We start from the raw sequence: 13,562 nt of genomic DNA on the forward strand, positions 1-13,562 counted from the left end.
GGATTTATTAATAGTATATATATTATTTATATTCCTTCGAAAACACCCTAAAATAATGTCTAAGAATTTTTGCCATGCCTTCATTGGAAGCTTTTTTTAATGCTATAAAATCTGATGGTTTTACCTCATCAATTTCCTTCATTGCACCTACTAAAAAGTCAGTAAAAACATTAATTTTAGAGATACCTCCTGTTGCACATCTATGAAGATTGTCATCTCCTGTTCCTGAACCTCCATGGAGAACTAATGGAACTTCTATAGCTTTTGCTAATTCATTTAGTCTTTCAAAATTTATTTCAGGATTCTTATTACCTTTATAAACTCCGTGGGATGTTCCTATAGAAACTGCTAAAGAGTCTACACCAGTTTGATTAACAAAAGACACGGCTTCTTCAACTGTTGTATATATGGAAGAAGTTCCGCTTTGACCTTCACCTTGTCCAATAATTTCTCCCTGGCCAACATGTCCAATCTCAGCTTCAACTGTTATACCTTTTGGATGTGCAAGCTCAACAACTTCTTTTGTTTTACGTACATTTTCCTCAAAACTATCCATAGATGCATCTATCATTACAGAAGTAAAACCTAGATCAATAGCTCGCTTAATGTATTCTATATCTTCGCCGTGGTCAAGATGTAAAACTATTGGAACCTTAACGCTTTCAGCCATGAATTTTCCTACAATAGCTGCTTCTTCTAGAGAAATTATATTACGATGTGCTTGAGCAAATGATAGGATAATAGGTCTATTATATTCTTCTGCAACTTCAACAAAGGTTCTAGCAGAATCTAAATCTAAAAAATCAGGTGCTGGAACTCCATAGTTATTTTTTTTAGCATTCAATAATATTTCTTTTGAATTAACTAACATTTTTCTCCCTCCATCTTAAATAAATTATTCACCCATTATTATAATTTTACATTTACGAGTACGAGATCTTGTACGATCAAAGTCCACGAAATAAACATAGCCTGTTGTACCAACTCCTAAGTCTCCATTATCAACTTCAAAAGTTTCACTAGAGCCAAGAAGAGTTGCTTTTAAATGTGCATCACAGTTAAATAGCGCAGAACGATCTCCATTTGGAAGATAACTTAAGGCATCTGGCCATGATTCAACAGCTTTATAATGCTCTTCCCCAGGATAATTGTATTGTCCAAGTGCAACATTATCTGGAATTATTTTTTTTAGTACATCATTTAAATCTACTTGAAGAAACTCATCCCCATTTTCAGTGTAATCATGAACAAATTCTTCAAAGAATACTGAACAGGTAGTGTGTGGAGAAATTACAACACAGATACCATTTTGTATGTTACTTTTCTTTATTGCTCCTCTTACTTGTGGAGTAATATCAAAAAAACTTGGTGTTTCTCCGTGAGATGTTAAACTTATTTGTTCTTTATAAATGCTCATACTATAATCCCCTATTCCTTATCTTTTATTGCTTTAAGCATTGCCTCAGCCCATTCGTCTATACGCTTTTTAGGGTCTGGAGCACCTAAAATACCATTTGTTCCGCCAGTACCATCAGCTCCAAGCTTAATTACGTTATAAACATCCTCAGCAGTGGTAACCCCTGAAGCTATCATAACTAATGTATTAGGGCTTATCTCTCTAATCTTCTCAGTAGTTTCTATTACATAACTGTTATCTGCTGTTTTACCTGTTCCAATTAATTCTGTAGGTTCAGCTAAGATTATATCTGGATTAAACTTAGAAAGTGCAACAGCTTCAGAAACAGAATCAGCACATACTATAGTTGCCATATCAAGTTCACGTGCCCGTTCAATTGTCTTAGAAAGTTCAGCTACAGTCATTGGATTCTCAGCATGGTTTAAAAACACAGCTTTTGCACCAGCTTCCTTTAATGACTCTGGTAATACATGTCCCATTCCACGCCCTGGTTTTAAGGATTCCATATGTTGAGCAGTTACAATTACGTTAGTAGTATTTTCGCTAATATAACGAATATCTGCAAATGGACATGTAAAGAACATTTCTATACCTGTTTCTTTAGCTATTTTGTCAGCAGCTAATGCTAAATCTAGAGAACGTTTTCCGTAAAGATAGGATTTTGGATTTACAACTAAAAATGGTGTTCTTATTTTCATAAATTTATAGACCCTCCTTTAATTTATATACTTACCACTGGTAAAATAATTGTACCATAGGTAAAAATGGTCATCAATATGAAAATAGAAAATATTATAAATTTTAGGACTTGAGATAAAGTGACAAGTGGAGTATAATTATTACCACTGGTAAACAAGAAAGGTCTTTTACTTGATGATTTTTCTTAAATATATTATTATTAAGTGAAAATAAATTTTAAGATAGATGATTTTAATTAATAGAAAGGGGCCGATTTTGTATGAAGAGAACAGGTACTCCGCTACATTTGGAGATTCAGGATGAAATGATAGCCTATTTTTCTAAATTTGAATATTATTCACCATTACCAGGTGAACGAGATTTATCTAATATGTTTAATGTAAGTAGACCAACCATTAGAAAAGCATTAGAAAAATTAGAGGATGAGAATATAATTGTAAGAATTCAAGGAAAAGGAACCTTTTACATAGGAAATAAAGTTCCAATAGATTATTCAGATTCTAATAATAATGGACTTGGATTATCTAGTATTTTAAGTTCTGCAGGGAAATTCACTAAAAATCGTGTACTTAAACAAGCTGTTGAATTCCCAAAGTCCAATGTAGCATCTTATCTAAATATTTTAGAAACTGATTTAGTATTTCACTTAAAGAGAGTTAGATATGTTAATGATGATTTGTATTCTCTAGCAGATGATTATATTCCATTAAAAATATGTCCTAAATTAATTGACATTGATTTTACAGAACATAATCTTTTTAGAACACTTGAGGAGCATAATGTAACTCCATATAAAGAAGAAAAAAATATAGAGATAAGAAAAGCTGATATTCAAGAAGCTACTTATCTTAATCTAAAAGAAAATGATCCTATATCTATTACCCGTATTACTACCTACGATAAAGAGGGGAATATCATTCAATATGCAACTTCTAAATCAGATGCTTATAAAAGTACATTTAAAATAATATCTAAAAAAGAATAGAACAAAGCACATCACCTATGTGCTTTAAAAAGCCTTCAAGAAGTAAAGCACATAAATACTTTTTGAGGGCTTTTTTTATTACACCGAAATAGGGAAAATACATAAGTTAAATTAAGAATATAGAACTTTATAAGTGGCCTAAATCTTGGCATAGTGGTTGCTGATAGATAAGTAAGAAAGAAAATAGAGGAGGAGAAGAATGAAACAATTTCAAAAAGTTAAAACTGCTGTTATAGGTTGTGGAAAAATAAGTGGTATATATTTAGTCAATATGATTAATAGGTTTGAAATCTTAGATGTAATTGGGTGTGGAGCCTTAAGTCTTCAAAGGGCTGAGGAAAAAGCAAGGGAATTTGGAATAAAAGCTATGTCTATTAATGATATTTTAAATGATCCTGAAATTGAGTTGGTTGTAAACCTAACTCCTGTGACAGCTCATTATGAAGTAATAAAGAAATCCTTAGAAGCTGGAAAAAATGTATATACTGAAAAAGTTATAACTCCAGATTTAAAAGATGCTCTTGAACTTAAGGAGATTGCGAATAAGCAAAACTTAAGAATTGGGTGTGCACCTGATACATTTTTTGGTGCAGCTATACAGACAGCTCGTAAGGTCATTGATAGTGGTGGAATAGGAAAGATTGTTTCATGCCATGCAGCAGTAAATCGTGATATGGAGTTTTTATATTATCCAGGAGCATTTCATACGGCAAAGGGGGGAGGCATAGGTTTTAATGTTGGTATTTATTATATTACAGCATTACTTAGTATTTTAGGACCTGTTGAAAAGGTTAGTGGATTTGCTTGCAATACAACCCCAGAACATACAGTAGAGAATCCATCATTACCTAGCTTTGGTGAAACTTTCATGATTGAAAGTGAAAACGTAATGATATCAAATATGAAGTTTAAAAGTGGAGTATATGGAACAATGAACTTCACGTCAAATACCATATGGCCACAAGTACCAGTGTTAACTATTTATGGTACGGAGGGAATTCTAAATATTCCAGACCCTGATAAATTCGGAGGAAAGGTATTATTACAGAAAAAAGGAATGAAAGAATCCATTGAAATACCTAATTGTTATGGATATAGTGAGAATTCAAGAGGTCTTGGAGTTGCAGAAATGGCATGGGCTATGAGAAAAGATAGACCACATCGTGCCAATATTGATATGGGATGTCATGGGGTAGAAATTTTAAATGGTATTATTAAATGTACGGAAACAGGACAAGTGCAGACTATGGAAACTGAGTTTGAGTTATTACCTGTATTGCCAGAAGGATATTTAGATAATTATTTTGGTAGAAATCAAGAGAGTGTTTTAATTATATAATAAAGATCCTTTATTATGATAAACTAGTATTATAAGCGTATAAATCAATATATAATAAGGTTGGAGGATGATATAAATGAACAAAATGAACGATAGTTTTATACTTAGTAATGGATATAAAATTCCATGTGTTGGATTTGGAACCTGGCAGACACCAGATGGAGATACAGCAGTTAGTTCTGTAAAAGCAGCTCTTAGCTTTGGATACAAACATATTGATACTGCAGCGGTTTATGGTAATGAAAAAAGTGTTGGTACAGGAATTGCTGAAAGTAAGGTACCACGTGAAGAACTTTTTGTTACAAGTAAAGTATGGAATAAAGATCGTGGTTATGAGAAAACCATAGCTGCATTTAATAAAACACTTTCTGATTTAGGATTAGATTATCTTGATTTATACCTAATTCATTGGCCTGCAAACTCAAAACAATTTTCAAATTGGGATGAACTTAATCTTGAAACATGGCGTGCAATGACTCAGCTTTATAAAGAAGGAAAAATTCGTGCAATTGGTGTATCAAACTTTTTACCACATCATCTGAAGTCACTTATGAAAACTGAAATTCCACCAATGATTAATCAAATAGAATTTCATCCAGGTCAAATGCAGAGGGAGACTGTGGATTACTGCAAAAAACATAACATGCTAGTTGAAGCATGGAGTCCACTTGGTACAGGAAGAATGTTATCAAATGAAACACTTAAAGAAATTGCAGCTAAATATAATAAATCTGTAGCACAACTTTGTATACGTTGGGGCCTTCAAAATGAAGTGCTTCCTTTACCAAAGTCAGTTACTCCTTCTCGTATTAAAGAAAATACTGAGATATTTGATTTTGTTATTTCAGATGAGGATATGTCCACAATTAGTTCTATGGAGTATTGTGGTGGATCAGGAATGAATCCAGATGAGGTTAAGTTTTAGAAAAGTAAAAAAAATATATAAATTAGAAGAGCTCAAGAAAATTCTGAGCTCTTTATTTATATAATTATTTAAAATATGGTTCCAAGGATTCAAGTTTAGGCATTGAAACTCCAAGTAAACGAGCTTCTGCTAAAACATCACGAGGATATAAAGCTGTTAAATCATAAGCAGTGTGACCACTGTTTTCAGCTTGGTCCATTATGTGTCTTGCAAATGTACCTTTAGCTGTTGCTTTTTGTAATACAAATCCCGTTAAACCAGCAGGTAAATAAAGCATTATACGACTTACTAAACTGGTTTTATCTCCTTTAGCTTTCAACAAAGGTAACATTTCACGCATAACCAAAACACTTTCTTTAAAATATGATGGAGAGTCCATTAGATTTGAATAACCACCAACCTTTAATGCTACTGCTGCCATTCCAGTATTCATAGCAAAATGAAACCATAACCAACTTTTTAGGTCTTTTTTCTCGTTAATATTAAATCCCGCACTTTTAAACATAGAGTAGACAACTTTATATCTTTCTGAATTAGTATGATTATCTACATGACCTAGATAGATTATTTTCATAAAGCCACCTTTTAGAACATTATTTTCATAAAAGCCACCACCGCCGCCTGGAAAACCCCATACTATTTGATTAAGTGGAAGAGGTGCAATAGCTTTCAGTGGTTCTTCCCAAAAATTATTAAATACTAAAACAGTAGCTTTCCCAATACGAGGGGCTAGAAATTTAGCTGCTTCAGAAACCTGATTATGGTTTAAGCTCAATATAATTAAGTCGTAGTCATGATCAGCACTAAAATCCTCTATAAATGTTACAGACCATTTTTCATTAACATTAACTCTTGGTTTAGTTCTTCCATCAATAATATTCAAATTTATTTTGGAACCATATTGCATTTTTCTTCCTGGTCGTACATAAAATTCAACTGTGTGTCCCGCTTTCTCTAATGCCCAAGCATATTGTGTTGAAATAACTCCACGTCCAAATATTAAAATTTTCATAAATTCATATCTCCTTAAAATCAATTATTGTTGATTAATCAACATATGTTCGATATAATTAGTTTAGCACAGCTGTTTTATTTATCAATAATTAAAGATATGGAGTTTGTTGATAATTGAACAAATTAAGAGAAGATGTTGAGTAAGTTTTGTTTTAAGGAGAGAACAATGGATAGGCGCATACAGAAAACAAGAAAAGTTATAATGGAAACATTAGTTGGATTAATGTCTGAGAAAGAGTTTGAAAAAATCACAATTAATGAAATTGCAGAACAGGCTAATGTGAATAGAGGGACTATTTATTTACATTTTGTGGATAAATATGATCTACTTAATCAATGTGTTGAAGCATCTTTAACTGAGTTAGCAAAGCATTGTGAAATAGGAATGACTGAGAGGCTATCACCAAGAGAATCAATTGAAAATACTTTTAAATATATTGAAGAGAATGCTTTTTTGTACAAAACTTTGCTTATTAACAATGGTGTAACGGCCTTTCGTAATAAACTAATGGATATATTATTATTAAGTATTGAAAAGCAATTGAATATAAGCTACACAAAGAACATGATGCAAAATGAGGTACTTATGCAATTTATAGCTTCAGGAGCAGTTGGGGTAATGGTATGGTGGATTACAAATTCTATGCCGTATTCAGCTAAAGATGTTACAGAGCAAGTATGTCAATTACTTGAGAGAAATAAAATGCTTCCATAAGAGCAATGGTAGAGAGGTTATTAATAAAAAGACATATTAATTAAAAGAGTTCAGCATTAATTTTTGCTGAACTCTCTTTTTACTAAATTATAGTATCTTCTTCTTTTTTGACTACTTTAGCAGAATTAATTGCAACTAAAGATCCGTTTTTTGTTTCAAAGAAGTTATTATCTATAATAAGATTCATTAAATTTTCTACTTCAGCTTTAGTTATATTTTCTCTAACACCAGCTATAGATATAGAAGATTTTGAACCATTGGAGGTGATAAAACTCAACGATAGAGTGAAGCTCATATACAACCCACCTTTCTAATTTAATATTTTTAATATATCTAGTCATTTTTAACTATTTTAGATACGTCAAATACTAAGGCATCTCTGGTATCATTAGATAAAATACCTCTTATAGCTTCTGCAAGCGCATAAAGGGCATCTACATTATAATCAGGTCTTAGACCAGAAAAATTAAGCTTTCTATAAATAATTTCTCCTGACTTATTAACTCCATTTTCAACTTCGACAGTAAATTGAGATGAAGTTGCTATCTTTTCTATTGACATTTTTATCAACTCCTAATAATTTATTACTCTTTACTATATGAATAAAAATAAAATTTGGTCACAATTTATCAAAAAAAATCGAATGTGGAAAAATAGTGAGAAAGCCTTGTGGAATACTAGGTTAAATAAATTTATTTTAAGATTATGTTTAATAACCATATAACCATATAACCAGAAATCCAGATAACTGGATAACCAGATATCCAGAAATCCAGATATCCAGCTGAAAAATTGAATCTTTTAAGTTTTGGTAGAATATTATTTTAACAAGAGGTGATATTTATGGCTGAAAAAGTAAAGTTATCAGCTCATGAGGTTGATGAAATACTAAAAGAAGACGATGAAAAAGACTCTATTAATATAGAGTGGACTGATGAGGAAGAGATTGACGGGGAAGTAATAAATGAACTTATAAGTTCTAGGTATGAAGAGGTAACTTCTAAGAGTAAAAAAGAAACAGTTTTAATAAATAAAGAAGAAAAAGATTTTGAAGTTAGAAAAATAAATAGAGGAAAACGCAAGACTCCTGCAATAGATGGAGAGGAATTTGATGTAAAAAGAACATATATGATGAGAAAATCAACTGTTAGAATGCTCAATCAGCTCAAAGGAATGAGTGAAGATGTAGATATTCATATGAGTACAATACTTGATATAGTTATTCGAGATTATTTTAATCGTGCAACTGAGGATGAGAAAAGTAAATTATATTTAGGTAGGAAAGAATAATAAAGGGGAAGTAATTATATATCTATGAATAAAAGTTGCACATATTAAATGTATACGATATATAAGTTGTTAAAGATTAATTCTAAAAACATTTTCATAAAATGAAAATCTATTGAATGGATTTTAAAACTGTACTATTGTAATATTATAAGTTATTTAAAATTTAAGGAGGATTAACAATGGATAAGAAGCCAGTTAAAATTGTTACAATTGGGGGAGGAAGCAGTTACACTCCAGAATTAATGGAGGGTTTTATAAAGAGGTACGAAGAGTTACCAATTAGAGAAATTTGGTTAGTTGATGTAGAAGCAGGAAAAGAAAAGTTAGAAATAGTTGGTACTATGGCTCAACGTATGTGGGATGCATCACCATATGATGTTAAAGTTCACTTAACTTTAGATAGAAGAGAAGCATTAAAAGATGCTGATTTCGTTACAACTCAATTCAGAGTTGGTTTATTAAATGCCCGTATAAAAGATGAAAGAATTCCTTTCTCTCATGGATTATTAGGACAAGAAACAAATGGAGCTGGTGGTATATTTAAGGCTCTAAGAACAATTCCAATAATTTTAGACATAGTTGAGGATATGAAAGAACTTTGTCCGAATGCTTGGTTAGTTAACTTTACAAATCCAAGTGGAATGGTAACAGAAGCTGTAGTTAGATATGGTAAATGGGATAAGGTTATAGGACTTTGTAATGTACCAGTTGGAGCTATGATGCATGAACCTGGAATGATAGGTAAAACATTAGATGATTTAACTTACAAATTTGCTGGATTAAATCATTTCCATTGGCACAAAGTTTTTGATGATAATGGTAAAAATGTTACTGCAGAAATCATTGATAAAATGTACAGTGAGGATTCTGGAATTCCAAAGAATATCCATGCTGTTCCATTTATGAGAGAACAAATAGATCAAATGCAATTAATCCCTTGTGGATATCATAGATACTACTATTTACAAGAAGAAATGTTAGAACATGGTTTAGAAGAATACAATGGGGTTGGAACTAGAGCTCAACAAGTTAAAGTAACTGAAGCTGAGTTATTTGAACTTTATAAAGATCCAAACTTAAACTATAAACCAGAACAATTAACTAAACGTGGTGGTACTCACTATTCAGATGCTGCTTGTGAAACTATAGCATCTATATATGGAGACAAAAAACAACATATTGTTGTTTCTACTCAAAATAATGGATCTGTTCCAGATCTTCCAGCAGATTGTGTTGTAGAAGTTTCTGCTTATATTTCTGCAAGTGGAGCTTTACCAATAGCATTTGGACCTTTAGCACCAGCAGAACGTGGATGGTTGCAAGTTATGAAGAACATGGAACTTTGTGTATGTGAAGCTGCTGTTACTGGAGACTATGGTCTACTTATGCAAGCGTTCTTCCTAAATCCACAAATTCCAAGTGGAAAAACTGCTAAACGTGTAATGGATGAACTTTTAATTGCTCATAAAAAACACTTACCTCAATTTGCTGCTAAAATAGCTGAATTAGAAGCAGCAGGAGTAACTGTTAAAGATGAGATAGCTGGAAGTATAGATTAATTAGTTTACTAATTAAAAAATATAAAAAGTAAGGTAGATCAAATGATCTACCTTACTTTTTTCTTAAACTAATCTAACGGACTTTCTGCTTTATTTTGTTATGCGAAAGCTTAATCAAAGAAATTACATGAGATATGATAAAAATTTCTTAAATTATATATTTGAATATGAGAAGGACTATTTAGTTGACTTTTAAAAAAAAATTATTTAAATATTCCATGTTCGTATTTACAAAACCATATTGATTTGTTAATATATTTTCATAACTCAATTATGGTTTTAGGAGCGGATTTTATGAATGACTTGAAGATAAACAAAGAAAAAGTTAGAAAAGTTATGAAGGAAAAAAATATATCAACGCAAACAGAACTAGCAAAACTTCTAGGAATTACAAAAAATCAGCTATCTGTTATGTTATCTAGTAGATTTGATCCTATTAAAAGTAATGTGAGATCGTTTTGTGAGATATTAGGAGTCGAGCTTTTAGATATTCTTGATTTTGAAGAATTGATAAAAGTTGATGATTGTGCATATGAAAATATTAAAGAAAGTTCTATTAATGAAGAATATGAGAATTATATCATTCAAACATTAATTGATGATGATGTAGACATTTCTAATATTGTACCTAGAAGAGAGTATAATGTGTTAGAGTTGTTTGCTGGTGGAGGTGGTTTGGCTTTAGGATTAGAAGAAGCTGGATTTAATACAGCAGGACTAATAGAAGTGGATAAGAACTGTTGTAATACATTAAGGGCAAATAGACCTAATTGGAATATAATAGAGGAGAGTATTGTAACAGTTGCAGAAAGAGGAATTAGAAATTATATAGATAATGATATTGAAATAGACTTACTTTCAGGTGGATATCCTTGCCAAGCTTTTAGTTATGCTGGTAAAAAGCTGGGGTTAGAGGATGTTAGAGGAACTATGTTTTATTACTATGCAGCTATATTAAGAGATTTGATGCCTAAAATGTTTATAGCTGAAAATGTTAAGGGATTAGTATCTCATGATGGTGGTAAGACTTTACAAACAATGAAAAATGTATTTGAAGAAATTGGTTATAGAGTTGATTACAAAGTTTTGAATTCCATGAATTATGGTGTTGCTCAAAAAAGACAACGTATAATTATTATAGGAATAAGAAATGATATTGAAAACATATCTTTTAAATATCCAAAAGCATTTGATTATATTCCTAAGTTAAAAGATGTACTTATTGATGTTCCAACTTCTGTAGGTATTAAATATCCTGAAACTAAGAAAAAAGTATTAGAGCTTGTTCCACCAGGGGGGTATTGGAGAGATTTACCTAAAGAAGTAGCTATGGATTATATGGGAAAAAGCTATTATTCTGGTGGTGGAAGAACTGGAATGGCAAGAAGAATAGCTTGGAATGAGCCATGTTTAACTTTAACATGTAGTCCTGCACAGAAACAGACAGAAAGATGCCATCCAGAGGAAACAAGACCATTCACTGTTAGGGAGTACGCCAGAATACAAAGTTTCCCTGATGAGTGGAATTTTATAGGTTCTATAGGAGCGCAATATAAACAAATAGGTAATGCTGTACCAGTAAAATTTGCAAAAGTCATAGGTTTAGCAATCGTAAATACTTTGAATCAAATTGAATAAAGTAAAAGATGTATTTTATAGTTAGATATTAAGCACTCTCTTTTGAGTGCTTTTTTAATGAACTTGGTATTTATAAAATACGTAATAAATTACAGAGTATGCTATAATATAAGAGATATTGTAGAAATGGGGAGACTTATATGGACAAAAATGAAAAAGAACAAATTTTAAATAAGGCAAAAGAATTTTTTAAAGAATCAGTTATTGAAAGTCATAAAAGAAATACGAAGAAATGTAAGAAACTAAAAAACTTTAATGTTAATCCTTTCTTGGTAAGTTACCTAGCTAATTATTTAACTGGTAGCGATGATGCAGAGAGTTTAGCAAAAGCTTTAATATATCCAAGAGTTTTAGGAACCTCAATCACCACAACTTTTGGTAATAATATGCAGAAATTTTGCAGCTATGTTTTAGGTGGTTTTGCATCAACAACATCAGGTATAGATATAGAATTTATCGATCACATAGACAGACGAAGAAAATATTGCCAGATTAAGTCTGGACCCAATACTATTAATAAAGACGATGTTGAAACTATTACTAATCACTTTAAAGCTGTTAAAAATCTTGCACGTACAAATGGGCTAAGGATAGATGTAGATGATTTAATTGTTGGAGTGTTTTACGGAACTGAAAAACAATTAAGTGTACATTATAAAAAGGTGAATGAAACATATCCAGTAATTGTTGGACAAGACTTTTGGCATAGGTTAACTGGAGACGAAAATTTTTATAATGAACTAATAAATGCTATTGGAGAATTAGCTATTGAAGAGGATAGTAGCAAGTTAGTTAAGAAAGTAATAAAAGAATTAACCGAAGAAATAGAGGAGAATGGTTTATATTAGTCTAAATTTACCTTATTAAGGTTATGATTTATATAAAGATGTTCCTGAAGTTTTATCAGGCTTCCAATCAATTTTAATCATAAAATACCTCACTTAATTGTGGTTTAAGAAACAAAGGATACTATAGAAAGTTTTAGAAATCAATATAATAAGATTTCATTTTTAGAAAACAACAAGTCCTTTTATGCTTTATAATTATAATATAATGTACTTAAAAATTCTTATAATTATGAGGTGGGTCTATGACAGATAGAAAGATGATATTTATAGATGTTGATGGAACTTTGTGTAATGATGAAGGTTTAGTACCTGAATCTGCGGCTGTAGCTATAAAAGAAGCAAGAAAAAATGGACATGTAGTTTATCTATGTACAGGACGTTCAAAAGCAGAAATTTATGACTTTATAATGGAAATAGGTTTTGATGGAATAATCGGAGCTGGTGGTGGTTTTGTAGAGATTGGTGAAGAAATGCTTTATCATAAAAAAGTTAGTGAAGAGTATGTTAAGCATTTAGTTGACTTTTTTACAGAACATAAAGTGGATTTTTATATTGAATCTAATGGTGGATTATATGCAAGTGAAAATTTAATTCCAGAGTTAGAAAGACTTATTTATGGAGATATAGAAAGTGATCCAACTGCAAAACATAAAAAAGAAAATAATCCAAATCATTTTATTGAAGCATTAATTAGTGGACAAGATTTATATAGGAATGATGTTAATAAAGCTTGTTTCTTAGAACCTAAAGGAATTACTTTTGAACAGATTAGAGATGAATTTAAAAATGAGTTTGAAGTTATTCATTGTACAGTTCCAATGTTTGGAGATGATAGTGGAGAGCTTGGAGTTCCAGAGGTGCATAAGGCAACCGCCATCGAAACTCTTTTAGAGCATTTAAACATTGATGTTAAAGATACCATAGCTTTTGGGGATGGAATGAATGATGTAGAAATGTTTGAGTTTTGTAATTTAGGGATTGCAATGGGAAATGCAAAACCAGGTTTAAAAGAAATTGCTGATGAAATTACAGATACTCACGATGAAGGTGGTATTTATAATAGTTTCAAAAAACTTGGATTAATTTAGTAGACTTTTAGATATAAAGTTACTAAAAATTTATTTATAGAGTTG

General features: G+C 31.1%; 15 protein-coding genes. 9 read left to right on the top strand and 6 right to left on the bottom strand.

Annotated elements, in window-relative coordinates; genetic code table 11:
- Positions 1 to 22: 22 nt before the first annotated feature.
- The 3 genes from B3N22_RS10250 to B3N22_RS10260 are packed head-to-tail and all read right to left on the bottom strand — an operon-like array spanning position 23 to position 2,115.
- Entirely contained in the window at positions 23 to 871 is an 849-nt protein-coding gene (locus B3N22_RS10250; protein WP_286906816.1) for a class II fructose-bisphosphate aldolase, read from the bottom strand.
- A 24-nt stretch (positions 872 to 895) separates the two neighbouring features.
- A complete protein-coding gene (locus tag B3N22_RS10255) occupies positions 896 to 1,417 on the bottom strand; it encodes a YjbQ family protein (RefSeq protein ID WP_286906817.1) in 522 nt (173 codons plus the stop codon).
- A gap of 11 nt (positions 1,418 to 1,428) precedes the next feature.
- Positions 1,429 to 2,115, bottom strand: coding sequence for a triose-phosphate isomerase (locus B3N22_RS10260; RefSeq protein ID WP_286906819.1), 687 nt, complete (start codon positions 2,113 to 2,115; stop codon positions 1,429 to 1,431).
- 260 nt (positions 2,116 to 2,375) lie between these two features.
- On the opposite strand from B3N22_RS10260, the gene B3N22_RS10265 reads away from it, so the two are divergent.
- The 3 genes from B3N22_RS10265 to B3N22_RS10275 all read left to right on the top strand — a co-directional run bounded on the left by B3N22_RS10265 (position 2,376) and on the right by B3N22_RS10275 (position 5,365).
- Positions 2,376 to 3,101 carry a GntR family transcriptional regulator gene (locus B3N22_RS10265; protein WP_286906821.1) on the top strand — a complete coding sequence of 242 codons (726 nt, stop codon included), beginning with the start codon at positions 2,376 to 2,378 and terminating at the stop codon, positions 3,099 to 3,101.
- Positions 3,102 to 3,300: 199 nt separating this feature from the next.
- Positions 3,301 to 4,440, top strand: coding sequence for a Gfo/Idh/MocA family protein (locus B3N22_RS10270; RefSeq protein ID WP_286906822.1), 1,140 nt, complete (start codon positions 3,301 to 3,303; stop codon positions 4,438 to 4,440).
- Positions 4,441 to 4,516: 76 nt separating this feature from the next.
- Complete coding sequence (locus B3N22_RS10275; protein ID WP_414632230.1) at positions 4,517 to 5,365, top strand: aldo/keto reductase; 849 nt, start codon at positions 4,517 to 4,519, stop codon at positions 5,363 to 5,365.
- A gap of 64 nt (positions 5,366 to 5,429) precedes the next feature.
- Here the strand turns inward: B3N22_RS10275 and B3N22_RS10280 are convergent, their stop codons facing one another.
- Positions 5,430 to 6,377 carry a ketopantoate reductase family protein gene (locus B3N22_RS10280; RefSeq protein WP_286906823.1) on the bottom strand — a complete coding sequence of 316 codons (948 nt, stop codon included), beginning with the start codon at positions 6,375 to 6,377 and terminating at the stop codon, positions 5,430 to 5,432.
- Positions 6,378 to 6,545: 168 nt separating this feature from the next.
- On the opposite strand from B3N22_RS10280, the gene B3N22_RS10285 reads away from it, so the two are divergent.
- Positions 6,546 to 7,094, top strand: a complete 549-nt coding sequence (locus B3N22_RS10285; RefSeq protein ID WP_286906824.1) for a TetR/AcrR family transcriptional regulator — start codon at positions 6,546 to 6,548, stop codon at positions 7,092 to 7,094.
- A gap of 82 nt (positions 7,095 to 7,176) precedes the next feature.
- Here the strand turns inward: B3N22_RS10285 and B3N22_RS10290 are convergent, their stop codons facing one another.
- On the bottom strand, positions 7,177 to 7,389 hold the full coding sequence (locus tag B3N22_RS10290) for a DUF2922 domain-containing protein (protein WP_286906825.1): 213 nt from the start codon (positions 7,387 to 7,389) through the stop codon (positions 7,177 to 7,179).
- Between the two features lie 38 nt (positions 7,390 to 7,427).
- A complete protein-coding gene (locus tag B3N22_RS10295; RefSeq protein WP_286906826.1) occupies positions 7,428 to 7,655 on the bottom strand; it encodes a DUF1659 domain-containing protein in 228 nt (75 codons plus the stop codon).
- Positions 7,656 to 7,937: 282 nt separating this feature from the next.
- Between B3N22_RS10295 and B3N22_RS10300 the strand changes: the two genes are divergently transcribed.
- From B3N22_RS10300 to B3N22_RS10320, 5 genes are all read left to right on the top strand, one after another.
- Positions 7,938 to 8,384 (top strand): hypothetical protein, encoded by a 447-nt coding sequence (locus B3N22_RS10300; protein WP_286906827.1) that lies wholly within the window; start codon positions 7,938 to 7,940, stop codon positions 8,382 to 8,384.
- Positions 8,385 to 8,563: 179 nt separating this feature from the next.
- Complete coding sequence (locus B3N22_RS10305; RefSeq protein ID WP_286906828.1) at positions 8,564 to 9,943, top strand: 6-phospho-beta-glucosidase; 1,380 nt, start codon at positions 8,564 to 8,566, stop codon at positions 9,941 to 9,943.
- A gap of 294 nt (positions 9,944 to 10,237) precedes the next feature.
- Positions 10,238 to 11,581 (top strand): DNA cytosine methyltransferase, encoded by a 1,344-nt coding sequence (locus tag B3N22_RS10310; RefSeq protein ID WP_286906829.1) that lies wholly within the window; start codon positions 10,238 to 10,240, stop codon positions 11,579 to 11,581.
- Between the two features lie 140 nt (positions 11,582 to 11,721).
- Positions 11,722 to 12,429, top strand: coding sequence for a PmeII family type II restriction endonuclease (locus B3N22_RS10315; protein ID WP_286906830.1), 708 nt, complete (start codon positions 11,722 to 11,724; stop codon positions 12,427 to 12,429).
- A gap of 242 nt (positions 12,430 to 12,671) precedes the next feature.
- Complete coding sequence (locus B3N22_RS10320) at positions 12,672 to 13,517, top strand: Cof-type HAD-IIB family hydrolase (protein ID WP_286906831.1); 846 nt, start codon at positions 12,672 to 12,674, stop codon at positions 13,515 to 13,517.
- Positions 13,518 to 13,562: the final 45 nt, after the last annotated feature.

It is taken from the genome of Clostridium sp. UBA1652, from assembly GCF_002320975.1.
GTDB lineage: Bacteria > Bacillota > Clostridia > Clostridiales > Clostridiaceae > Clostridium_T > Clostridium_T intestinale.